Origin of the sequence: Bradyrhizobium sp. 179 (assembly GCF_023073535.1) — a bacterium.
Classification (GTDB): Bacteria; Pseudomonadota; Alphaproteobacteria; order Rhizobiales; family Xanthobacteraceae; genus Bradyrhizobium.
This window is the reverse complement of the sequence record NZ_JADPJR010000108.1, coordinates 194790-217424: the sequence shown is the minus strand read 5'-3', so window position 1 is coordinate 217424 and position 22635 is coordinate 194790. Positions and strand designations below refer to the sequence as shown.

The 22635-nt window shown below is 63.6% G+C and carries 27 protein-coding genes and 1 pseudogene; 13 read left to right on the top strand and 15 right to left on the bottom strand.

The genetic code is table 11. From position 1 onward, the window contains the following. The first annotated feature begins 8 nt into the window (after positions 1–8). The 6 genes from IVB12_RS25950 to IVB12_RS25925 all read left to right on the top strand — a co-directional run bounded on the left by IVB12_RS25950 (position 9) and on the right by IVB12_RS25925 (position 5040). Positions 9–416: a ribulose bisphosphate carboxylase small subunit gene (locus IVB12_RS25950; protein ID WP_247303307.1), complete on the top strand. Its 408-nt coding sequence runs from the start codon at positions 9–11 to the stop codon at positions 414–416. 98 nt (positions 417–514) lie between these two features. Then, positions 515–1444 carry a CbbX protein gene (gene cbbX, locus IVB12_RS25945; RefSeq protein ID WP_247303305.1) on the top strand — a complete coding sequence of 310 codons (930 nt, stop codon included), beginning with the start codon at positions 515–517 and terminating at the stop codon, positions 1442–1444. Next, a complete protein-coding gene (gene rpe / locus IVB12_RS25940) occupies positions 1441–2178 on the top strand; it encodes a ribulose-phosphate 3-epimerase (RefSeq protein WP_247303303.1) in 738 nt (245 codons plus the stop codon). Before cbbX ends, rpe begins: the two co-directional genes overlap by 4 nt. Before the next feature lie 212 nt (positions 2179–2390). Continuing rightward, complete coding sequence (locus IVB12_RS25935; RefSeq protein WP_247303301.1) at positions 2391–2603, top strand: hypothetical protein; 213 nt, start codon at positions 2391–2393, stop codon at positions 2601–2603. A 257-nt stretch (positions 2604–2860) separates the two neighbouring features. After that, the gene (locus tag IVB12_RS25930; protein WP_247303299.1) at positions 2861–4402 is read left to right on the top strand and encodes a Do family serine endopeptidase; all 1542 of its coding nucleotides are present in this window, start codon (positions 2861–2863) and stop codon (positions 4400–4402) included. A gap of 275 nt (positions 4403–4677) precedes the next feature. Beyond that, positions 4678–5040: a hypothetical protein gene (locus IVB12_RS25925; RefSeq protein WP_247303298.1), complete on the top strand. Its 363-nt coding sequence runs from the start codon at positions 4678–4680 to the stop codon at positions 5038–5040. 6 nt (positions 5041–5046) lie between these two features. Here IVB12_RS25925 and IVB12_RS25920 read toward each other — a convergent pair whose 3' ends face one another. Together IVB12_RS25920 and IVB12_RS25915 are read right to left on the bottom strand one after the other, a co-directional pair. Then, positions 5047–5367, bottom strand: coding sequence for a DUF6496 domain-containing protein (locus IVB12_RS25920; protein WP_247303296.1), 321 nt, complete (start codon positions 5365–5367; stop codon positions 5047–5049). A 90-nt stretch (positions 5368–5457) separates the two neighbouring features. Beyond that, positions 5458–5652 (bottom strand): DUF3072 domain-containing protein, encoded by a 195-nt coding sequence (locus IVB12_RS25915; protein WP_247303294.1) that lies wholly within the window; start codon positions 5650–5652, stop codon positions 5458–5460. Between the two features lie 115 nt (positions 5653–5767). Here IVB12_RS25915 and IVB12_RS25910 point away from each other — a divergent pair, with 115 nt between their 5' ends. Together IVB12_RS25910 and IVB12_RS25905 are read left to right on the top strand one after the other, a co-directional pair. Then, positions 5768–5989 carry a hypothetical protein gene (locus IVB12_RS25910; RefSeq protein WP_247303292.1) on the top strand — a complete coding sequence of 74 codons (222 nt, stop codon included), beginning with the start codon at positions 5768–5770 and terminating at the stop codon, positions 5987–5989. Between the two features lie 17 nt (positions 5990–6006). Beyond that, positions 6007–6174, top strand: a complete 168-nt coding sequence (locus tag IVB12_RS25905; protein ID WP_247303290.1) for a hypothetical protein — start codon at positions 6007–6009, stop codon at positions 6172–6174. Positions 6175–6391: 217 nt separating this feature from the next. Here the strand turns inward: IVB12_RS25905 and IVB12_RS25900 are convergent, their stop codons facing one another. Continuing rightward, positions 6392–6634: a hypothetical protein gene (locus tag IVB12_RS25900; RefSeq protein WP_247303288.1), complete on the bottom strand. Its 243-nt coding sequence runs from the start codon at positions 6632–6634 to the stop codon at positions 6392–6394. A 94-nt stretch (positions 6635–6728) separates the two neighbouring features. After that, complete coding sequence (locus IVB12_RS25895) at positions 6729–6986, bottom strand: hypothetical protein (RefSeq protein ID WP_247303286.1); 258 nt, start codon at positions 6984–6986, stop codon at positions 6729–6731. A 140-nt stretch (positions 6987–7126) separates the two neighbouring features. Between IVB12_RS25895 and IVB12_RS25890 the strand changes: the two genes are divergently transcribed. Further along, complete coding sequence (locus tag IVB12_RS25890; protein WP_247279142.1) at positions 7127–7348, top strand: hypothetical protein; 222 nt, start codon at positions 7127–7129, stop codon at positions 7346–7348. Positions 7349–7438: 90 nt separating this feature from the next. Here the strand turns inward: IVB12_RS25890 and IVB12_RS25885 are convergent, their stop codons facing one another. Together IVB12_RS25885 and IVB12_RS25880 are read right to left on the bottom strand one after the other, a co-directional pair. Beyond that, the gene (locus tag IVB12_RS25885; protein ID WP_247303284.1) at positions 7439–8926 is read right to left on the bottom strand and encodes an HWE histidine kinase domain-containing protein; all 1488 of its coding nucleotides are present in this window, start codon (positions 8924–8926) and stop codon (positions 7439–7441) included. A 13-nt stretch (positions 8927–8939) separates the two neighbouring features. Further along, positions 8940–15236 (bottom strand): HAMP domain-containing protein, encoded by a 6297-nt coding sequence (locus tag IVB12_RS25880; protein WP_247303283.1) that lies wholly within the window; start codon positions 15234–15236, stop codon positions 8940–8942. A 282-nt stretch (positions 15237–15518) separates the two neighbouring features. Between IVB12_RS25880 and IVB12_RS25875 the strand changes: the two genes are divergently transcribed. Then, positions 15519–15812 (top strand): hypothetical protein, encoded by a 294-nt coding sequence (locus tag IVB12_RS25875; protein ID WP_247303281.1) that lies wholly within the window; start codon positions 15519–15521, stop codon positions 15810–15812. Between the two features lie 6 nt (positions 15813–15818). On the opposite strand, the gene IVB12_RS25870 is transcribed toward IVB12_RS25875, so the two are convergent. Then, entirely contained in the window at positions 15819–16331 is a 513-nt protein-coding gene (locus IVB12_RS25870) for a DUF4142 domain-containing protein (protein WP_247303279.1), read from the bottom strand. A 94-nt stretch (positions 16332–16425) separates the two neighbouring features. Here IVB12_RS25870 and IVB12_RS25865 point away from each other — a divergent pair, with 94 nt between their 5' ends. From IVB12_RS25865 to IVB12_RS25860, 3 genes are all read left to right on the top strand, one after another. Further along, the gene (locus IVB12_RS25865; protein WP_247303277.1) at positions 16426–16620 is read left to right on the top strand and encodes a hypothetical protein; all 195 of its coding nucleotides are present in this window, start codon (positions 16426–16428) and stop codon (positions 16618–16620) included. 119 nt (positions 16621–16739) lie between these two features. Then, on the top strand, positions 16740–16871 hold the full coding sequence (locus tag IVB12_RS38205; protein ID WP_256466455.1) for a hypothetical protein: 132 nt from the start codon (positions 16740–16742) through the stop codon (positions 16869–16871). A gap of 79 nt (positions 16872–16950) precedes the next feature. Then, a complete protein-coding gene (locus IVB12_RS25860; protein ID WP_247303275.1) occupies positions 16951–17154 on the top strand; it encodes a hypothetical protein in 204 nt (67 codons plus the stop codon). 134 nt (positions 17155–17288) lie between these two features. On the opposite strand, the gene IVB12_RS25855 is transcribed toward IVB12_RS25860, so the two are convergent. The 8 genes and pseudogenes from IVB12_RS25855 to IVB12_RS25820 form a co-directional block, all read right to left on the bottom strand. Then, positions 17289–17537, bottom strand: a complete 249-nt coding sequence (locus IVB12_RS25855; protein ID WP_247303273.1) for a hypothetical protein — start codon at positions 17535–17537, stop codon at positions 17289–17291. Positions 17538–17774: 237 nt separating this feature from the next. After that, positions 17775–18260: a DUF3147 family protein gene (locus IVB12_RS25850; RefSeq protein WP_247303271.1), complete on the bottom strand. Its 486-nt coding sequence runs from the start codon at positions 18258–18260 to the stop codon at positions 17775–17777. After that, entirely contained in the window at positions 18260–18607 is a 348-nt protein-coding gene (locus tag IVB12_RS25845) for a DUF3147 family protein (RefSeq protein WP_247303268.1), read from the bottom strand. Before IVB12_RS25845 ends, IVB12_RS25850 begins: the two co-directional genes overlap by 1 nt. Beyond that, complete coding sequence (locus IVB12_RS25840) at positions 18604–19191, bottom strand: phosphatase PAP2 family protein (protein ID WP_247303267.1); 588 nt, start codon at positions 19189–19191, stop codon at positions 18604–18606. The genes IVB12_RS25845 and IVB12_RS25840 overlap by 4 nt, the downstream gene beginning before the upstream one ends. A gap of 77 nt (positions 19192–19268) precedes the next feature. Then, a pseudogene (locus IVB12_RS25835) lies at positions 19269–19470 on the bottom strand (NAD(P)-dependent oxidoreductase); the annotation flags it as partial. 363 nt (positions 19471–19833) lie between these two features. Further along, the gene (locus tag IVB12_RS25830; protein WP_247279153.1) at positions 19834–20385 is read right to left on the bottom strand and encodes a DUF4142 domain-containing protein; all 552 of its coding nucleotides are present in this window, start codon (positions 20383–20385) and stop codon (positions 19834–19836) included. An 86-nt stretch (positions 20386–20471) separates the two neighbouring features. Then, positions 20472–20699 carry a hypothetical protein gene (locus tag IVB12_RS25825; protein ID WP_247303266.1) on the bottom strand — a complete coding sequence of 76 codons (228 nt, stop codon included), beginning with the start codon at positions 20697–20699 and terminating at the stop codon, positions 20472–20474. Between the two features lie 8 nt (positions 20700–20707). Beyond that, complete coding sequence (locus IVB12_RS25820) at positions 20708–22495, bottom strand: thiamine pyrophosphate-requiring protein (protein WP_247303265.1); 1788 nt, start codon at positions 22493–22495, stop codon at positions 20708–20710. Positions 22496–22635 lie beyond the last annotated feature (140 nt).

Here is a 22635-nt window from a genome sequence, read left to right as displayed (position 1 = left end):
AGATTCACATGAAACTGACCCAGGGCTGCTTCTCATACCTGCCCGATCTGACCGACGACCAGATCTACAGCCAGGTGCAGTACTGCCTCGCCAATGGCTGGGCGGTGAACATCGAGTTCACCGACGATCCGCATCCCCGCAACACCTATTGGGAGATGTGGGGCCTGCCGATGTTCGATCTCCAGGACGCCGCGGGCGTGATGATGGAGCTCGCCGAGTGCCGCAGGGTGTACGGCGACCGCTACATCCGCATCAGCGGTTTCGATTCCAGCCATGGCTGGGAATCGGTACGCATCTCCTTCCTCGTCAACCGGCCACCGCAGGAGGCGGAGTTCGAGCTGGTGCGGCACGAGGTCGGCGGCCGCGCGATCCGCTACACCACGGTACGAAAGCCGGCCGCTCAGGCGTCCGTGTAAGCAATTCCTCTCCGCGCGGAGCACTCCCTGCTCCGTTTCCTTGGCGGACCACTGCTTCGCCGCTTCCTTGCGGCGAAGCTCTTTTCTTCGAGGTGCCGATGCTGGATATTCCCCACGCAACAACCGGACAGAGCGAGACCAACTTCGATCTCCGGAAGGAAGCTGAAGCGGCCGGGATCACCGACACGCTGCAACAGCTCGAGCAGGAGCTGGTCGGATTGAAGCCTGTGAAGAACCGCGTGCGCCAGATCGCCTCGCTGCTGTTGATCGAACGTATCAGGCAGCGGGCGGGATTGGCCTCCGCGCCGCCGACGCTGCACATGTCGTTTACAGGCAATCCCGGCACCGGCAAGACCACGGTAGCGCTGCGCATGGCCAAGATCCTGCATGGCCTCGGCTTCGTGCGGCGCGGGCAGGTGATCTCGGTCACGCGCGACGATCTCGTCGGCCAGTATATCGGCCACACCGCTCCGAAGACCAAGGAAATATTGAAGAAGGCGATGGGCGGCGTGCTGTTCATCGACGAGGCCTATTATCTGCACCGGCCCGACAACGAGCGCGACTACGGCCAGGAGGCGATCGAGATCCTGCTCCAGGTGATGGAGAACCAGCGCGAAGACCTGGTCGTGATCCTCGCCGGCTATGGCGAGCGGATGACGAGCTTCTTCGCCTCCAATCCCGGCTTCCGCTCGCGCATCGCGCACCATATCGAATTTCCAGACTATGCTGAAGCCGAGCTGCTCGTCATCGCCGAGCTGATGCTGAAGGAACGCGGTTATCGCTTCTCGGCGGCCGCGCGCGAGGCGTTCGAAAAATACATCGCGCTGCGCCGGACCCAGCCGTTCTTCTCCAACGCGCGGTCGATCCGCAACGCCGTTGACCGTATCCGCCTGCGGCAGGCCGATCGTCTGGTGTCCGATCTCGACCGCATGCTCGACATCGCCGACCTCGAAACCATCGATCCCATCGACGTCCTGGCGAGCCGCGTCTTCAGCGGCGGCGCCGACGCGCGGAGTGCAAGGTCATGACGAGAGAGGTGATCATTGCTCCTTCAATTCTGGCGGCGGATTTCGCGCGTCTCGGCGAGGAGATCGCGGCGATCGATGCGGCCGGGGCCGACTGGATCCATTGCGACGTTATGGACGGACACTTCGTGCCCAACATCAGCTTTGGCCCCGACGTCATCAAGGCGATCCGGCCGCTGACGAAGAAGGTCTTCGACGTGCATCTCATGATCGCGCCTGTTGATCCTTATCTCGAGGCGTTCGCGAAGGCCGGTGCGGACGTCATTACGGTGCACGCAGAAGCCGGCCCGCATCTGGATCGTTCGCTTCAGGCGATCCGCGCGCTCGGCAGGAAAGCCGGCGTGAGTCTGTGTCCGGCGACGGCGGAGAGTGTCATCGAATATGTGCTCGATCATCTCGACCTCGTGCTGGTGATGACGGTCAATCCCGGCTTCGGCGGCCAGTCCTTCCTCGACTCCCAGTTGGCGAAGATCGCACGGATCAAGACCATGATTGGCAACCGGCCGATCCGGCTCGAGGTCGACGGCGGTATCACGCGCGACAATGCTGCTGCCGTGGCTGCCGCGGGCGCCGATACGCTCGTGGCGGGTTCCGCGGTGTTTCGCGGCAAAGGCGCCGCGGAATACGCGGCCAATATTGCGGCCATTCGCGCCGCCGCCGACGCCAGCTTGCTTCCAAAGCCGCAAGACAGGTCTGCGCAGCGGATGCGCGTAAGCGATGGAGGCCCTGTCCGGTAGACTACGTCATCGATCGCCGCCTCTACGCCTGCCTTGGCGGGCGGCGAGAATTCAGCGTGCGAATCCGCGCCGACTGGAACTTTGGCTCCCCTCCGCATTTGCTAGAACTAACCGAGGCTGGCGCGCGGCGGGCGCAGCAAAACTTTTGCATGACCGCCATCGGCCTGACGCAAATCGGGGCAATAAGCCCTGGGAATGCGAGGGAGGGTCTCATGGAGAACGTACGTCGCTACCGGGCGCTCGCGTCCCTCTGTCGTCAGCAGGCAGCCTATAGGCCGCTCCAGAACTGGGAGCTTCTCGGCCAAGCCGAACATTTCGAATATCTCGCGGAAGTCGAGCTCAAGGCGCATTTCGACGCGTGCAATGCACAAGGCGGCGAGGACGCCCCGGAAGCCGTGGCCTGGAAGTCACCTGCCGCGGCGTGACGGTGGCGGGCCGGCTCGGCTCAATGTCGGCGCGGGCGACCGACAGGCCGACCGTGCGGATCGAGAGCCCGGCCGACATGTCTTGCCAGATCGGGCGCTGAAGCTTCGCGCAGACCGCATCGTCTTCGTTGATCGTCTCGCCGCGCTGGCCGGTCCCCAAATCTTTGCCAAGATTTAATCGCGTGGACGGGACGCCGTAAGGTGGCAACGACCATGTTGGGCGCAAGGCGACAGCTGCTCAACATGGACATCTCGACATGAACGATCGCGTCAATTCCGACATCACCACCTCCCGCAAGATCCTGAGAACGCGCAGGCTCGCGCTGCTCGGCACCGTGGCCGCGCTTGGCGCGGCCGTGCTGGCGGCTGCTCCCGGCGCTTTGCCGTTCGGGATAACCTCCTTCGCCGCGCCGGCGCAGGCCGCCGAAACGGCTGCGACCCCGCCGGGCTTCGGCGATCTCGTGGCCAAGGTCAAACCCGCCGTCATCTCGGTGCGGGTCAGAATTGACCAGAGCAACGACAAGAGCGCGATGCTGCAACAAAACCGGATGGATTCGGACGAAGACTCGCCGCTCGACCAGTTCTCGCGGCAGTTCGGTTTCCGCTTTCCGGGTGGCATGAACGGCATGCCGCGTCAGCGCCGCCAAATGATCACGGGCGAAGGCTCCGGCTTCTTCATCTCCGCCGACGGTTATGCCGTAACTAACAACCATGTCGTCGATCACGCCGAGTCCGTGCAGGTGACCATGGACGACGGCACGACCTATACCGCGAAGGTCGTCGGCACAGATCCGAAGACCGATCTCGCGCTGATCAAGGTCGAGGGCAAGAAAGATTTTCCGTTCGTCAAATTCTCCGACCAGAAGCCGCGCATCGGCGATTGGGTCGTTGCGGTCGGCAATCCATTCGGCCTCGGCGGCACCGTCACCGCGGGTATCGTCTCGGCCAGCGGCCGCGACATCGGCAATGGTCCCTATGACGACTTCATCCAGATCGACGCGCCGATCAACAAGGGCAATTCGGGTGGTCCGGCTTTCGATATGAGCGGCAACGTGATCGGCGTGAACACCGCGATCTTCTCGCCCTCAGGCGGCTCGGTCGGTATCGGCTTCGATATTCCGGCCACGACCGCAAAGCTCGTGGTGGCGCAATTGAAGGACAAGGGCGCAGTCACCCGCGGCTGGCTCGGCGTGCAGGTGCAGCCGGTGACGCCGGATATTGCCGACAGCCTTGGCCTCAAGGAGGCGCGCGGGGCGATCGTCGACAATCCGCAACCCGCCAGCCCGGCGGCGAAGGCCGGCATTGAGGCGGGCGACGTTATCACCGCGGTCAACGGCACGGCGGTCAAGGATTCCCGCGATCTCGCCCGCACCATCGCCACCCTGGCGCCCGGCAGCTCAGTCAAGCTCGACGTCTTCCACAAGGGCGAAAGCAAGACTGTGACGCTGGCGCTCGGCGAGCTGCCGAACGAACGGCAGGCGCAGGGCAAGGCCTATGACGGCAAGGTGCCGCCGGGCGCCGGCACGCCGCGCCTTGGGCTTGGTCTGGCTCCCGCCGGCGATGTGCAGGGCGCCGGCCGGGAGGGTGTCGTCGTCACGGAGGTTGATCCGGAAGGACCGGCGGCGCAGCGCGGCATCCAGACCGGAGACGTCATCCTCAATGTCGGTGGCAAGGCTGTCAGCAATGTCGCCGAAGTCCGTTCGGAGCTGGCGCAGGCCAAATCGTCCGGCAAGCGCAGCGTGCTGTTGCAGGTCAGAAGCGCGGATGCCACCCGATTCGTCGCGGTGCCACTGGCGTAAGGCGAGCTTGGATCGCTTCAATCCAAAAAGGCGGCCTTCCGGCCGCCTTTCGCATTCGTATCCAAGACCCCCCACGGGCCACCGATAACATTCTCGTTAACGGCAGGGTGGGTGACCCGGTTCGTCCGAAAAAGCCGTGTTCGGCCATCAGACTTTCTGGCCGCGCATCTGCTCGGCGGCAATGAAGCCGTGAATCGGGTTTGCGAGCGTGGAACTTCGAACCCCCCGACCGCTTTGTGGAACTGGCCGGTGGTTCGCATTTGATCGGTGCCGACATGGATCGATTGAAGCTCTCGCTGATAAGTACGCTGCTCGTCGCGTGGTTCATCCTGCCGGCAGGAAACGCGCTCGGGCGCGACGATGGCCGCTATGCGAACTCGCCCCTGAAGCCATGGTTCGACAGCCTGCGCAGCCACCTCGGTCCGTGCTGCTCGGATGCGGACGGCTTTGCCGTCTCCGATCCCGATTGGGAATCGCACAACGGGCATTACCGTGTTCGGCTGGACGGGCAATGGGTCGAGGTGCCGGATGAAGCCGTCATCACCGAGCCGAACCGCGCCGGCCGCACCATGGTGTGGCCGGTGAAGACTGCGTTCGGGATTTCGATCCGCTGCTTCATGCCGGGCAGCATGATCTGACCGAGGTCAGCGCGACCGCTTGGTGGATTTGCGCTTTGACGATGCCCGGGAAGATTTCTTGGAAGATTTCTTGGAAGATTTCTTGGCAGATTTCTTGGACGTCTTCTTCTTGGACGTCTTCCGCTTGGAGGCCTTCTTCGGGACTTTCTTGCCCTTCTTGCGTGCCTTCGACAGTCCGATCGCAATCGCTTGCTTGCGGCTCTTCACGCGTCCGCCGCGACCGCCACGTCCGCTCTTCGCGGTACCTTTCTTGTAACGCCGCATCTCGCTTTCGACATCGCTGCCGGAGCTGCGCGAGTAGCGGCGCTTCTTTGCCTTACGTGCCATGCCTTTTCTCCCTTGGCCGAGGAAGAACCGTCGGACACCGGCATGGTTCCGAACAGCACGCCTGCAATGTTCCCGGCGGTGAAGCCAGCCTTAGAACGAATTCGCCAGTTCGATCTCCGCCTCCAGCACCTGGATGCGCCGCGCAGCCTCGGCGAAGGAGAGATCCCGCGCATATTGTGTCGGCTGATACGCTTCTTCGCTCAGCCGCTTCAATCTCAGTCCCTGCGCCCGTGTCATCTGCTCACTAAGAAAAACCCTGGCGTCGTATTTGGCCTGAACCTGCATGTAGCTCCTCCGGTTTGAAAACATGATTTGACTATATGTTCTTATTTTGTTCTAACAAGCCATGGACAACAGAATTAACGAAATTCGGCGTAAAATCAGCGCCTTGAGGTTGGAAATGGCCGAGGTCGAGGCGTCTGTGCGCGATCTCGTCAACGGCGATTGCGACTGCACCGAACGAACTCTGGCGCAGATCGATCTGCGCCGGAAAATCAACCTGCTGATCGATGAATGGAAGGCGGCTGGGGGCGGTGACGTCCTGCCTGACGTCCGCGGCCAGATGCGTCTTCGCTCCGTGAAGAATGTCGACAAGGCGGCGCGCGTGTTGGCCGGTCACTAAGCGTGCGCGCAAGCGACATGCTGCCGATTGTCGATGCCCTCGGACACCTAACGGGCCGCGCTGTGCGGGCCGTGCCGGACGAAATCTGCGGCAACGTTCCTTCGTCCGACGTGATGACGCGCCGGCGCGTGACCGCGATGTTGCGCGAGGCTTTATGCGGCGATCGCTATGCCTGGAAGAGGTGAAGCGGGCCGGCGGCGATACGCTGGTCAGCGCGCCGACCTGTGGCGCTAAAGTAGTAGCGGTTTTCCGAGAAGATGATGCTCAAACAACAATCTGAAGCGCAATGACGGTTCATCCAATCTCATTGCGCTTTATGGCGCGAGGGACTGGATGAATCGTCATCGTGCTTTGGTGAAGGCCCCGCGCTGAACGCGGGACTCTCACGTTACCGCGCAGAGCTCACTTGGTGTTGCTCATGCCACCCTTGTTCGTCATCGTGCCGCCCTGGTCGGAGCCGGGGCCAGAGCCGCCTTGACCGGAGGGATCGGCACCCTTGGAGGACTTGGTGTTCGCGCCCGTGGTCTGCGACGATGACATTGAGGATCCATGTTTGGCCTTGTGCGACTTCGCCTGCGCGGCGAACGGCGCGGCAGCGAGGCCGGTTGCCAACATTGCGGCGAAGGCGAGCTTGACTGTTTTCATATGGAGGAACTCCCTGAGTTAAATTGACGCAGGCGGCCAACTGCCGTTCCTCGCAGGAGTTCCCGACAAAGCTTCCCCTAGGGTCACGCGCGCTTCAAGATTGCTTGTTCTCTTCCAGGATGAACACGATGCCCGTGAGCGTCGCGCCGATCGCGAAGGTCGTCCCCAGTGTGAGAGCGAACCCAAGAGCGGCTTGGCTTCCGCCATGACTCAGCAGATTGGCGACGGCTGGATTGGACAGAATGAGTGTGAGGCTGAAGGCGAGGCCGAGGGCTGCACCCATCATCGCATGTGTCATCAGCTTGATGAGGCCGGTGGGAGAGACCAGGCCCGACGACTTCTTCGCGCGCATGGAACTATGTCCCGATTTGGCCCGCAAACGCGCGCAATAGTCATTGGTTCCATCTGGATGAAGGAATTTTCATCGCCAGCTTCATCCGACGTTCATGCCCGGCTTGCGAACATGAGCGCCATCAACACGGGACATTGGATATGGGCAAGGTAGTCTTTCTGTACCGCTCGCTGGCCTATCGCAACGCGGCCGCAGACATCTTGCGCAAGGCGCGCAAGCTCCCGCGCGGCGCGGAGCGAAGCGCGGCCCGGCGCTACGCGAAGGCGTTGCGTGATCTCGCTCGAACGGAAGCTTGGCTCGAAGGACGCATCGCGCGCGACCCAAGGACGGAGCAGCGCATGACGAACACGGCGTCCGGCTAAAGCTCTCCGTTCCGATTGAGGGAAGCTCTCGATTCTTGGCTTGACGCGTTTTCTTGACGCGAACCGGTCACCACTTCGCTGGAAAACGCTCTAACCGGATGCGCGCTGCAACTCGGCCGCCGCGGCGGCATCAAATTTGCTCGGTGCCGTCGCCGCCGGCTTGCGTGTCAAGGGTACCTCGAGGCGGCACAACAGTCCCTCAGCGCGCCAATCGAATTTCGCCTGTCCGCCGAGCTGGGACTCGACGCTCGCGAGCAGGCTCCGCGTTCCGAAGCCTCGGGATTTCGGCGTCCTGACGAGCGGGCCGCCAGTTTCCTCCCAGGTCAGCGTGAGGAGCTCGTCATCGACCTGCCACCCGATCATGAGCCGCCCGGATCGCGTCGAAAGCGCGCCATATTTTGCCGAGTTGGTGAAAAGCTCGTGCAGAGCGAGCGCGAGTGTCTGGGCAGTCGTCGGCAGCAATTGAACCTCGGGGCCCGCCAACCTGATCTGGCCACTCGGCGAGTAGGGTGCCAGCTCCTCGTCGATCAGCTTGGAGAGCTCGGCTCCCTGCCAGCTCGACAGCGACAGGATGGTGTGCACGCGCGCGAGCGCATTGATGCGTCCCTCGACGGCATTGACATAGGCCTTGACCTCGTCGGCACGGGTGAGGCGCACGATCGATTGCGCCAATGCCAGCGCGTTCTTGGCGCGATGATCGACTTCCCGCGCGAGAAGGTTCTGCTGCTCTTCGGCGCGCTTGCGTTCGGTAATGTCCACCGTAACGCCGCTCACCCGCACCACGCGGCTGCTATGGTCGACCGTTGCGGCCGCTGTGCCGACGCACCAGCGTACCTCACCATCGGGCCGCACAATGCGGAACTCCGTTTCATAGGAGCGCGTGCCGCTGTTGAACTCGGCGATCGCCTTGCGCAACTGATCGACGTCATCGGGATGCAACAGCGCCTGAACGTTGGCCGGGTTGACCTCGAAGCTCTCCGGGCTAACCCCAAAGATGCGATATTGTCCCTCGTCCCACATCCAGTCGCCGGTGATCCAGTCCCAATCCCAAGACCCCATCTTGCCGGCGGCGATTGCCATGCTGCGCCGCTGCTCGCTCTCGCGAAGCTTGGCGGTGGAATTCTCCAGCTCGGCGGTGCGTGCGCGGACGCGGTCCTCGAGCTCCTGATTCAGTCGTTCGAGCTCGCGGGTCTTACGATAGAGTTCGGCGAACACCTTGATCTTGGCGCGCAGCACCTCCGGCACGACAGGCACCGGAACGTAGTCGACGGCGCCCATCTCGTAGCCCCGCAACCGGTCGATGTCGCTCACCTGAATGGCAGAGATGAAGATCATTGCGGTCTTCTGGAAGCGCGGATGCTCGCGGATCATCGCGGCGAGCTCGAAGCCGTCGAGTTCGGGCATGCAGACGTCGACCAGGATGACCGCGATCTCGGTCTTGAGCAGAACCTCCAGCGCCTCGCGGCCGGACGAGGCGATCACGAGATTCTCGCCGAGATCTTTCAGGATCACCTCATAGGCGAGCAGCTTGGCCGGCTGGTCGTCGACGAGCAGGATGTTGACCTTTTCGTGGTCCATTCGCGGATCCAACTCAGCGGTGCAGCCACATGCGGATCGCAAGCAGCAATTGATCGGTGTTGACGGGTTTGGCGAGATAGTCGGACGCGCCGGCCTCCAGGCATTTCTCCCGATCACCCTTCATCGCCTTGGCGGTCAGCGCGATGATCGGCAATCGCGCGAAGGCCGGGTTCTCGCGGATCACACCCATGGTCTGATAGCCATCCATCTGCGGCATCATGATGTCCATCAGCACGATGGCGATTTCCGGATTGGATTCGACCAGCGCGACCGCCTCGCTGCCGGTCGTGGCCGTCAACACCTTCATGCCGCGCCGTTCCAACACGCTCGACAGCGCGAAGATGTTACGGGCGTCGTCGTCGACGAGCAGGGCCGTCTTGCCGATCAGGTCCTCGTCGGAACTGTTCAGCTTCTCCAGCATGCGCTGCTTCTCGACCGGCAGTTCCGTGATGACACGGTGCAGGAACAGTGCGGTCTCGTCGAGCAGGCGCTCCGGCGATTCCACGCCCTTGACCACGATGCTGCGCGCCATGGTGTGGAGTTCTGCATCCTCCTCCGCCGAGAGCTCGCGGCCGGTGAACACCACGACCGGGATGTTCGACAGCGCCTCGTCATTGCGGATCTCGTCGAGCACCTCGAAGCCGCTCATGTCGGGCAGCCGCAGGTCGAGCACCACGCAATCGCAAGGCTGCTCGCGCAGCGTCGAGAGAGCGCCGGCGCCGGTGTCGGTAACCACGATCTCGATGTCGTCGTGGTGCAGCAGCTCGCGGATCGAGAGTTGTTCGGCCTCGTTGTCCTCGACTATCAGGAGTCGTTTGCGCCGCGGCCGCGCATATTCCTTGATCTGCGTCAGCGCGGCGGAGACGCCTTCCGTCGTCGTCGGCTTGTTGACGAAGGAGAAGGCCCCCCGCGCCAGCGCGTGCTGGCGGTCCTCGTCGAGCGTGATGATCTGGACGGGAATGTGGCGGGTGAGCGGATTGTGCTTGAGCTGGCTCAGCACCGTCCAGCCCAGCATGTCGGGCAGGAACACGTCCAGGGAGACCGCCGTCGGCTGGTACTGTTTGGCGAGCTCCAGCGCTTCGGCGCCGCGGGCCGCAACCAGGACCTTGAAGCCCTTGTCGCGGGCGAGATCGACCAGCACGCGCGCATAGTGCGGATCGTCCTCCACAATCAGGAGGATGGTGTCGCCCGGCTCGATGTTGAGTCGGTCGTCGGGAAGCTGCTCGATGACGCGCTGCTGGTCAGGTGCGGCCGGCTGTAGCGCTGGCGGCTGGGCGTGTTGCTGTGGCGCGGGCGCAGCACGCGGTGCGAGCGTCGGGCCGGAATATTTCAGCGGCAGATAAATCGTGAAGGACGAGCCCTTGCCCGGCGAGCTGCGCAGGTGGATTTCGCCGCCGAGCAGGCTTGCAAGCTCGCGGCTGATCGCAAGCCCGAGGCCCGTACCGCCATATTTGCGGCTGGTGCCGGCGTCAGCTTGTTGGAACGCTTCGAAGATCAGCTTCTGCTTCTCCAGGGGAATGCCGATCCCGGTATCGGACACCTCGAAGGCGATCACGGCTGGTGCCGAGTTCAGTACCGGATGATCCGTCCCCCAGCCGCCGACCGCGCTGGCGACCTTCAGGCGCACCTCGCCTTCGGCGGTGAACTTGAAGGCATTGGAGAGCAGGTTCTTCAGCACCTGTTGCAGGCGCTTGGAATCGGTGACGATGCTGCGGGGCAGGTTCGGATCGATGTCGATCTTGAACGACAGATTGCGGTTTTCCGCCTCGTGCCGGAACGGCCGGCCCACGGTCTCGAGCAGATTCGCGGTCAGGATTTCCTCAGCGTCGACCGTCACCGTGCCGGACTCGATCTTGGACAGATCGAGAATGTCGCTGATGAGATTGAGCAGGTCGGTGCCGGCGCCGTGGATGGTGCGGGCGAATTCGACCTGCTTGGCCGAGAGGTTGCCGTCCGGATTGTCGGTGAGCTGCTGTCCGAGGATCAGGATCGAGTTCAGCGGCGTGCGCAGCTCGTGGCTCATATTGGCGAGGAATTCGGACTTGTACTTCGAAGTCAGTGCGAGCTCGGTCGCCTTTTCCTCCAGCGCGCGGCGGGCCTGCTCGATCTCCTGGTTCTTGCGCTCGACCTCGACGTTGCGCTCGGCGAGCTGCTGCGCCTTCTGTTCGAGCTGGTCGTTGGTCTGCTGCAATTCGCGCTGCTGCGTCTGCAGCTCGCCGGCGAGCTGCTGCGACTGCTTGAGCAGGCCTTCGGTCTGCATCGTCGCCTCGATCGAGTTGAGCACGATGCCGATGGAGTCGGTGAGCTGCTCCAGGAACGTCATCTGCGATGTCGTGAACGATGTCAGCGAAGCAAGTTCGATCACGGCCTTGACCTGGCTCTCGAACAGCACCGGCAGCACCACCAGGTTCTTCGGCGCGACACGAAGCAGCGCCGAGTTGATCGGCACCACGTCGGGCGGAATGTCGGCGATCACGCGCGGCCGCTTGTCGAGGGCGCACTGGCCGATCAGGCCTTCGCCGAACTGAAGCACGCGCTGATAGGGATAGACGCCGTCGCTGGCGTAAGAAGCGAGCAGCAGGAGCTGCGGATCGTTCTCGTTCTCGACCTGGTAGATCACGCCGGTATGGGCGTTCACCAGTGGCGACAATTCGGTGAGCAGCAGCCGGCCGACGGTGGTGAGGTCACGCTGGCCCTGGAGCATGTTGGTGAATTTCGCGAGGTTGGTCTTCAGCCAGTCCTGCTCGGTGTTCACGTCCGTCGTCAGACGGAGATTCGTGATCATCGTGTTGATGTTGTCTTTCAGCTCAGCGACTTCGCCGCGGGCGTCGACCTGGATCGAGCGCGTCAGGTCGCCTTTGGTCACGGCAGTCGCGACTTCCGCGATCGCGCGCACCTGTGAGGTCAGGTTGGCCGCGAGCAGGTTGACGTTGCCGGTCAGGTCCTTCCAAGTGCCGGCGGCGCCGGGCACGTTGGCCTGGCCGCCGAGGCGCCCCTCGACGCCGACCTCGCGCGCCACCGACGTCACCTGATCGGCGAAGGTTGCGAGCGTCTCGGTCATGTTGTTGATGGTGTCGGCGAGCGCCGCGACCTCGCCCTTCGATTTCACGGTGAGGTTCTGCTTCAGATCGCCGTTCGCGACGGCCGTGACGACCTTGACGATGCCGCGGACCTGCTCGGTCAGGTTTGCCGCCATGAAGTTTACGGTGTCGGTGAGATCCTTCCAGGTGCCGGCGACGCCGGGCACCTGCGCCTGTCCGCCGAGCTTGCCTTCGGTGCCGACCTCGCGCGCCACGCGCGTGACTTCGCCGGCGAAGGCGTTGAGCTGGTCCACCATGGTGTTGATGGTGTTCTTCAGCTCGAGGATTTCGCCCTTCACGTCGACCGTGATCTTGCGCGAGAGGTCGCCGCGCGCGACCGCCGTGGTGACTTCGGCGATGTTGCGGACTTGCGTGGTGAGGTTCGCGGCGAGCAGGTTGACGTTGTCGGTGAGGTCCTTCCAGGTGCCCCCGACGCCGGGCACGACGGCCTGACCGCCGAGCCGGCCCTCGGTGCCGACCTCGCGCGCCACGCGCGTGACTTCGGCGGCGAAGGAGCGGAGCTGCTCGACCATGGTATTCAGCGTGTCCTTCAAGAGAAGGATTTCGCCGCGCACATCCACCGTGATCTTCTTCGAGAGGTCGCCGCCGGCGATCGCGGTCGCGACCTCGGCGATGTTGCGGACCTGGGCCGTCAGGTTGGAGGCCATGAAGTTGACGTTGTCGGTCAGGTCCTTCCAGGTGCCGGCGACGCCGGGCACCTCGGCCTGACCGCCGAGCTTGCCTTCGGTGCCGACCTCGCGAGCCACGCGCGTGACTTCGCCCGCAAAGCCATTGAGCTGGTCCACCATGGTATTGATGGTATTCTTCAGCTCGAGGATCTCGCCCTTCACGTCCACCGTGATCTTGCGCGACAGGTCGCCTCGCGCCACGGCGGTGGTGACTTCGGCGATGTTGCGGACCTGGGCCGTGAGGTTGCCCGCCATCGAGTTCACGCTGTCGGTGAGGTCCTTCCAGGTGCCGGCGACGCCGGGCACGTTGGCCTGACCACCTAGGCGGCCTTCGGTGCCGACCTCGCGCGCCACGCGCGTCACCTCGCCCGCGAAGCGGTTGAGCTGGTCGACCATCGTGTTCAGGGTGTCCTTGAGCTGTAGGATCTCGCCACGCACGTCGACGGTGATCTTGCGCGAGAGGTCGCCGCCGGCGATCGCGGTCGCGACTTCGGCGATGTTGCGCACCTGGGCGGTCAAATTGCCCGCCATCGAGTTCACGGAATCGGTCAGATCCTTCCAGGTGCCGGCGACGCCGGGCACGCCGGCCTGGCCGCCGAGCTTGCCGTCGGTGCCGACCTCGCGGGCGACGCGCGTCACTTCGCCGGCGAAGGCGTTGAGCTGGTCGACCATGGTGTTGAGCGTTTCCTTCAGCTGAAGGATTTCGCCCGATACGTTCACGGTGATCTTCTTCGACAAATCCCCCTTCGCCACCGCGGTCGCGACTTCGGCGATGTTGCGGACCTGTCCGGTCAGGTTCGAGGCCATCGAATTGACGCTATCGGTGAGGTCTTTCCAGGTGCCGCCGACGCCGCGCACGACGGCCTGGCCGCCGAGCTTGCCTTCGGTTCCAACCTCGCGCGCCACGCGCGTCACCTCACCGGCGAAGGCGTTGAGCTGGTCCACCATGGTGTTGATGGTGTCCTTCAGCTCCAGGATCTCGCCGCGCACGTCCACGGTGATCTTCTTCGACAGGTCGCCGCCGGCGACCGCCGTCGTCACCTCCGCGATGTTGCGGACCTGCGCGGTCAGGTTCGAGGCCATCGAGTTGACGCTCTCGGTCAGGTCCTTCCAGGTGCCGGCGACGCCGAGCACGTTGGCCTGACCGCCGAGCCGCCCCTCGGTGCCGACCTCGCGGGCGACGCGCGTCACTTCGCCGGCGAAGGCGTTGAGCTGATCCACCATGGTGTTGAGCGTCTCCTTCAGCTGAAGGATCTCGCCCGAGACGTTGACGGTGATCTTCTTCGACAGGTCGCCGCTGGCGATCGCGGTGGCGACATCGGCGATGTTGCGGACCTGCGCGGTCAGGTTCGACGCCATGAAGTTGACGTTGTCGGTGAGGTCCTTCCAGGTGCCGGCGACGCCGGGCACCTGGGCCTGGCCGCCGAGCTTGCCTTCGGTGCCGACCTCGCGTGCGACGCGCGTCACTTCGGAGGCAAACGAATTGAGCTGGTCCACCATGGTGTTGATGGTGTCCTTTAGCTCCAGGATCTCGCCGCGCACATCCACGGTAATCTTGCGCGACAGGTCGCCGCGCGCCACGGCAGTCGTCACATTGGCGATGTTGCGCACCTGTGCGGTCAGATTACCGCACATCGCGTTGACGCTATCGGTGAGGTCCTTCCAGGTGCCGGCGACGCCGGGCACGATCGCCTGGCCGCCGAGCTTGCCGTCGGTGCCGACCTCGCGCGCCACGCGCGTCACTTCGGAGGCGAAGGAGCGGAGCTGATCCACCATCGTGTTGATGGCTTCCTTGAGCTGGAGGATCTCGCCGCGGACGTCGACGGTGATCTTCTTCGACAGGTCGCCATTGGCGACCGCGATCGTCACCTCGGCGATGTTGCGAACCTGGTTAGTCAGGTTGTTCGCCATCGAGTTGACGCTCTCGGTGAGGTCCTTCCAGACGCCGGTCACCTCAGGCACCTGGGCCTGGCCGCCGAGCTTGCCTTCGGTGCCGACCTCGCGCGCCACGCGCGTCACCTCGGAGGTGAACACGCCGAGCTGCTTGATCATGGTGTTGACGATGGTCGCCGACTGCAAGAACTCGCCGCGCAGGGGGCGGCCGTCGACGTCGAGCTTGACGGTCTGGAGCAGGTCACCTTGCGCCACCGCCGCGACTGCACGCGTCACCTCACGGGTGGGCCACAACAGGTCGTCGATCAGCGTGTTGACGGACCCTTCCATGTCGGCCCAAGAGCCAGATGCGAGGCCGAATTTCACGCGCTGGCGGGTCTTGCCCTCGCGGCCGACCACCTGGCCGACCAGCTCGAGCTGCTGCGCCATGCGCTGATTGGCGGCGATGATTTCGTTAAAAGTGTCGGCGATCTTGCCGTCGATGCCGAGATAATCGCCGCTCATCCGCACGGAGAAATCGCCACTGCGCATCGCCTGCAAAGCGAGCAGCAATTCCGCCCGGGAATCCGGATCCGACGTACCGTTGGTCTTTGGCTTTGGGACGCGACGACCGGAGCGTGATGCAGTTCCGGGATCGAGGTCGCTCATACTGATTCCCCCGCAGGCGCCGGCCGAATCTATGGCAAGAGGCGTTTGGTCAAAATAGAGCGTCAGCCAAATTCGAAATCAAGCGCCAAGGTTGCGGCGCACCGAAAATGGAACCTGCTTTGCTCAGCCCAACAGCATTAACTGCGAACAATCGGATCGGTTCCACGGAAAGTCGAGAATTCGGCCCTCGGCGGACACCCTGGATGAGCGCCCCCGCGCACCACGCCTTTCGGAACGGAGCGGCAGCCCTGCGGTTAGCCCGCAAAGACAGGGAGAGCGCAGATGAAAGCTGGATTGGCCGCGGTCGTCGTCATGTTGCTTGCCGGATCGGCCTTCGCCCAGGGCGGGGCGCCCAGCGGCCGAGGGGCCGTGACCGGCGATCCCGCCGCAAGCTCGGCCACGCCTCAGGCGGATACGTCGACCACGGGGACGGCGACCCGATCCAACCCGAGCGGGAGCGGCACCTCCACGTCGGGCGGCAGGGATGACAACGGCGATGCGGGCCGGGACAGGATGCCGGAGAGCAACCGCAACGTGCGGCCGGAGAGTCAGCAACATCATCTGAACGACAAATAAAGACGGCTACTTGTCCGCCATGGTGCGCTCGGCCGCCTTGACCTGCGCACGCAGCGTCGGGAGCTGCTCGCGCGCCAACGCTGCAAGCGCAATGTTGTCGGGCGCCTTCAGATAGCATTCGAGCAGGTTGATGGCCGCTTCATATTCGGGAATCTGCGAGGCATAAAAGCTTCTGACGTAAGTTGGTCCGTCCGAAGTTTCGGGTTCGACGAGACTCGCGCTTGCCGAGGCGGCTTTGCTGACGCGCGGCTCCGCACCAATAGTCTCCTGGATCTGTTTCAGCGCCTTGTCGCGCTTGGCCGCTTCTTCGGCGCGTAGCGCGGCAAGGTTCTTGACCTCCGTGTTGCCCTTCAGGTCGGTGCTCTCAAGCAGACCCTGCTGGAATCGGCTGAAGGCGTAGAGGCCGCTGATGACGTCGGTTGCGCTCGGCGTGCGGTCACCAAGCTGTCGCTCGCCAGTGCTATCGGCAGGCGCTGCGGTGCTGATGAACACCAGGACTATCGCGGCGAGAACTCGCATCGATTATCAATGACGGATGACATGCGAAGTTCCCCGGACGTTACGATCCGGTAAGGGCATTGCGACCCGAGAGTTCCGCCCCCACGTCTTCGGTATGAAACAGTCTGACATTTTCAGGGACAACGCCGACAATTGTCTTCAGCTCGCCGAGCGCGCGGAAGGGCAACCCGCTCACAAGCGCTATTCGCGCATGGCGGACGCCTGGATTGCGCTTGCGAGGGAGCAGGATTGGCTCGATGGAGAAATCCCGCCCGTGGCGGTCCATATCCCTCAAAAGCTGGATAGGTAGACGCTCTCGTCCCGGTGAAGCCGCGTGTGAGACCGCGCACGGAATGCAGGAGACCAATCCAGGATCATCCGTGAGCAGCCGATCGCGTTGCTTTTCGATTCCAGAAGGAGGTTTTCGCAATGGCTCCACGTCTGGTTCTTCTTTCACTGATTCTCGCTTTTGGCGTTTCGGTCGCCTTCGCGACGGTCACGACGGTGCGGCAGGTGCATCTGGAAAACGCATCGGCTGCGATCCACGCGGCACGCAGTTAGCGTCGGGGGCTCCCGCCCGGAACAATCGACGTGCCCGCGCGTAACCGCTGCGAAACATCAAGAGAGGCGAGAGCAGATCATGGCCCATTCCGACCACGGAATCGTCAAGGACAAGCGGGCGGAGGAGCAGCCGCGTGACAAGCAGCGTGCGCAATCCGTGCACAAGAGCGATCCCAAAGGCTCACCGTCGCGGGAAGCGACACGCGATCCCAAGCTGAACGACGATGGCAAAACACCGGGCGCCGGCGCGATTCCTGACGATTCAGGAGATGCAACAGGCTAGTTCTCGGGAGGAACGAATCTCCACGGGAAGAGTCGACGGATTGCTTCCGGTTGTCATGCCCCCGGTGCGCCGGAAGCAATCTCCAAGGACGGCCCTGGCACCCCCGTGCCGGGGTCGTTTGTTTTTGGACCGTCCTATGGGTTAGTCTCGCCGTCCGGCTCGCCCTGAACATGTCCGCCGGGTCCGCGGCCGAATACGCCGAAATTGCTCGACTTCACGCCGGCTGCCGCATCGACATCCGCTGCGGCCAGCCCGAACTTGAGGAGTTCGCGGACGGCTGCCGCTCGCGTCGGCATGCGATGTTTGAACCGGAAATCGTCAACAGCGGCCAACTCTTCCGGGGAGAGCATGACCTGAAGGCGTTCGGCGCGAAGGTCGTTCATGGTCGATCATGCAAATTGAGCAAGTTGAGTAGATTACTCAATGGACGAACGAAGTGGGAGTTCCACAAGAGTCAGAAAAAATCATTCATTCGGCAATATAAATCAGTAAAACAATAATTTGATGGAAGTCAGCTGCGCGCTGGATCAGCGCCTGACGAAGCTTTCTGTAGAAAGCACAGAAGCCGGTCGTCCGAGCCCCAGAGGTCATTAAGGACGTGAGTGCTCGGTTGCCTGCTGCTACGGCAGGAAACTCCAGCCTCTCGCTGATCGTGCCCCGCGCTCGGGCTGCGGGCGGCTTGAGGTGGTGCGCAGCTTCCGCCTCAACCACCATGCCGACACCGCCACCATGGCCCAGGCCAGGATGGCGGCGGCGAATGCCCCGGTGATGCTTGCCGACACCACGGCGTAGAAAGCCGCTGCGAACGCGGCGAGGCCGATACTTCCGAGGCCCGCGCCCGCAGCGTCCAACGCTGCGGCCTGCTGCCCGCGTCTTCGCCCGCTGAATCCGGCTTTTTCCTTGGCGCGGCGCTCATGACGTTCGATCAGCGTCGCGCTGGCACAGAAGATGGCGGGAAGCGCGAGAAATAGTCCGCCGATCGCGAGGCCAAAATGGCTGCCGATGAGGCCTGCCGCTACCGTCGCGAGGCCGCCCAGCACGAAGCGCACCACGTATTCGTACCAATGCGCCTGCTTCAGCGTGGAGGATGACAGCTTGACCAGCATCAGGCGGCGCCTCCGAAACCTGCGAGCAGACCGAAGGCGACCACGAGCCAAACCACAAATGCGAGGATGGTAGCCGGCAGCGCCGCGAGACGAAATCTCATCAGCAGGTGACAGACGACGAGGCTGTAGCAGCCGAGGGCAACAGCGCCGTAGATCATGGTCCAGCTCTCGGCCGCGGCATATTGAGCGCCGTGCTGAACGACCGCGATGCCAAGCGTGGCGAGTGCGACCGACGGCGCCGCGCCGAGAAGCCCGGCAAAGCTCTTCGGCTTGAGCATGTCTCCGAAGATCGCGAAGGCGGAGACGATGATGCCGCCCGCGACGAAGCGCAGGAGATATTCCGTCATGATCCTACTCGCGAGGCTTGATGCCGCTGCCGCTGCGATTTTCCGAACGTAAATGGCCTGAACAGTCGCTCGACGACGATCCCGAGGGTGAACCCCGCCACCACGTCGCTGGCCCAATGTGCAAGCACCGCGACGCGCGTCAACGACAGCGCCACGGCAAGGGAGCGCACCAGCCGGCGGGGAGCAGGGGCCAGCAGCCCAGCCGCCGAGGCGAGCGCGCCCATGTGCAGAGCATGGCCGGACGGAAACGCATCACGTGGTTTTCCGGAGATAGGGATACCGTGCAAATGGCCGCGCAGCGTCAGGCGATCGGGTCTTGTCTGATCGAACACGGACTTTAGCAGGTGCGGGAGCACTGCAGTGGCCACGGAAACTGCCAATACGTGATTTGCAGCAGGTCGCGCCTCGGGCCGTCGAAGCTGCGCGTAGAGCCATCCAGCCGCGGCGAGCGCAAGCATCACGTGCTCGTCCGCAGCCCACGTCAAAGTCTGCGCGGTTTGCTCGATCCCCGAATTGGTGTGGTCCGCAATCTCGTGTGCGAGCGCCTGATCGATCCGAGTGGGTTTTACTTCTACGAGGGCCATCGGTCTGGCGAGCTATCCTTCATGACTGTTTTGTAAATTCTGTATGACAATGAAGGTTCCAGCGGGCGTCGTTGCCAGGGTTGTCCAGAGCCCTTCGCGGCGCCGTAGACATGGCCTGTCGCATAGCTGCGTCTGCCGCGGCAAGCTGCACGTAGATCGAGGCTAGCTCGACAGGCTACCGGGACGACCGGGCGATGTCATGCCGCCGAACTTTTCCAGCTTCTCCATGGTGGCGCCGCCGGCAACCTGGAGCGGCATTCAGATCGCTCCGGGCGCGACCTGTGGCGGGCTGAGCCGGCCGGAGCCTTAGGAGCTGGTCTCGCCATGATCCGGCCGCATCCGGCCGCGGCTCCATCTCGCCGGCAGGGCCCGGCCAGGGCTGCGAGTGCTTCTTGAACGGCGGCTTCGGATACCGGCTGACGGGATGGATCGAGTCGTGCTCGGCTGTGGGGCATCTCCTTGCGCCGTTGGGGATGCCAGCGAAGCCGCCGCGAGCGTTGCGCTCGCGGCGTGGCATTGTGCCGGCAGGATATCGAGGTGTTGTCTTGCTGCGCTCCGCGATTCTGCGATCCAACGTGCGGAGAATGGCGTCGAGGCTCAGACGAGGAGGACGCCGGCGGAGCCGCCGTCCTCGGCCGCTGCCTACTTGGACTGACCGACGCTCGGCGCCTTACCGAGCTCCTTGGCCATGTCGAGATGGTGCTTGAGCGCCGGCAGCGTCTTGCCGGCCCAATCCTTCAACGCGGCATTATCGCCGCCCTTCGCATACCGCTCGAACAGGGAGACGGCGTCCTCATGGGCGCTGACCTGGTAGGAATTGTAGTCGGAACTGAAGTCCTTGCCGGTCGCGCTCTTGAGCTTGTCGAGCTTGCTTTGGTGCGAACTGTCGAGCGCCGTCGGCAGCGTCGCCTGGACCTTGCCGTTGCCGACCAGTCCCTTCAGTTCGCTGCTGGTCTTGGTGTGATCGGTCACCATCTGCTGGGCGAACGATTTCTCCTGCGCATTGCCCTTCTGCTCGGCGAGCTTGCCCGACTCGATCTCGAACATGTCGCTGATGGCGACCTCCTTGACGAAGTCGGCGGTTGCCGGCGCGACGCCGAGTGCCGAATTGACGCCGGTCTTCTCGCCCAGCGATTGGGCCAATGCGGGACCTGCGAGAAGCACGCAAGCAATGGCGACGATGGTTCGTTTCATGGTCCGTCTCTCCAATTGGTCGCGCGGCCACCTGCCGCGCCGTGTTGCGCCGATCAACACGCCGCGAGGGCCGAGGTTCCTAACGACTAGTCCGTGGGATTACGCCCAGTGCGCGGATTGATGGGGTCGGTCGGCTTGCGCCGAAGCCGCTCGGGCAGAAACGGCTCGGCCGGCGCGGCGGTGGCGTCGGCGCGCACGTCGGCATGCCGCTGCGCCCGCTCATGCGGTGTCCGGTTGTCGTTGAAATGCCACTTCACGTCGACGCCGTCGACCGGGTCATTGACGCCGTGCTGAACATCGCGGAAGTCACTCATGGTTCACCTCATTGCTTGCCGGGCAGAATCGATTCCAACACCTGCCGCGCAGCTCCCTTGATCATCCCGCTTTCGTTCGGATCGCCCTTCATCAGGGCGAGCGAAAAATTCTTCGCCTGCTGCAAGGTGATGTGCGGCGGCAGCGGCGGCACCTCGGGATCGGTTTTCACTTCCAGAACGACAGGCATATCGCTCGCCAGCGCCTGCTCCCAGGCCGAGCCGAGCAGCTGGGGACTGTCGACGAAGATGCCGCGCAGGCCGATCAGCTCAGCGAAGCGTGAATAGGAGACGTCAGGAATGCGCTGCGAGGCTTCGAACTTGGGATCGCCGTTGATGATGCGCTGCTCCCAAGTGACTTGGTTGAGGTCTTCGTTGTTGAAGACGCAGACGATGAAGTGCGGATCTCGCCAAGAGCGCCAGTATTTCGCGGCCGTGATCAACTCGGCCATGTTGTTCATTTGCATGGCGCCGTCGCCGACCAATGCGATCACCGGCCGGTCCGGATTGGCATATTTGGCGGCGAGCGCGTAAGGCACCGCAGCGCCCATCGAGGCGAGGCCGCCAGAAAGCGAGGCCGTCATGCCGCGGCGCATCTTCAGATCGCGCGCAAACCAGTTGGCACAGGAGCCGGAATCGCTGGTGATGATGGCGCGGTCGGGCAGGCGCGGAGACAATTCCCAGGCGACGAGCTGGGGATTGACGGGCGCGGCGGGCTGATGCGCGCGGTCGTCCAGCGTTTTCCACCAGGTCGCGACGTCCTGCTCGATGGCCTTGCGCCAGGCGCCGTCGCTCTTTGGCGCGAGCCGCGGCAGCAGCGCGCGCAATGTTTCGGCGGCGTCGCCGACGAGGCCGACCTCCATCGGAAAACGGATCGACATCATGCTGGCATCGATATCGATCTGCACGCCGCGCGCCGCACCTTCCTTGGGCAGGAATTCGGCGTAAGGAAAGGCGGAGCCTATCATCAGCAGCGTATCGCATTCCATCATCATGTTGTAGCTGGGCTCGGTGCCGAGCAGGCCGATCGAGCCGGTGACCCATGGCAGGTCGTCCGGGAGTGCGGCCTTGCCGAGCAGCGCCTTGGCGCAGCCGGCCGACAGCCGGTCGGCGACCGCGATGACTTCGTCGGTGGCGCCAAGCGCGCCGGCCCCGACGAGCATCGCAACCTTATTGCCGGCATTGAGGATGTCCGCCGCGCGGTCGAGATCGGCGTCACGCGGCGTGATGCTGGGCGCGCTGTAGCCGATGCCAGAATGCAACGTGCCGTGCGCACGGGGCGGGTCCTCGTAAGGCTCTTCCTGGATGTCGTTGGGCAGGATGATCGCTGTCGGGACTCGTCTCGCCAGGGCGATCCGCACGGCGCGATCGATCAAGTGCCGGACCTGCGCGGGCGAAGAGGCTTGTGCGACATAGGCGCCGGCGACGTCCTTGAACATCGACACCAGGTCAAGTTCCTGCTGGTAGCTCCCACCCAGCGCATTGCGCGCCTGCTGGCCGACGATGGCGAGCACCGGCTGGTGATCCAGCAGTGCATCGTAGAGACCGGTGACGAGGTGCGAAGCGCCGGGCCCCGAGGTCGCGATACAGACGCCGAGCTGGCCCGCGAATTTCGCGTAGGCGGTCGCCATGAATGCCGCCATCTCCTCGTGCCGCGCCTGCACGAAGCCGATCTGGCCTTCAGCCCGGTTCATGGCGCCGAACACGCCGTTAATGCCGTCTCCGGGGTAACCGAAGATGTGACGCACGCCCCATTGATGCAGGCGCTGAACGATGAAGTCTGAGACGGTCTGAGACATTACGGGCGGCTCTCTCGGTTCGGACCTGGTTAGACTCAGAGAACCTGTTGTTTCCGGCGATGTTCCTTGGCTCTTGCGGAACCGCGTCGGAACGATCGCTGACCTCGCGCCGTTGATTCACAAATGGCTGAGTGGAGAAT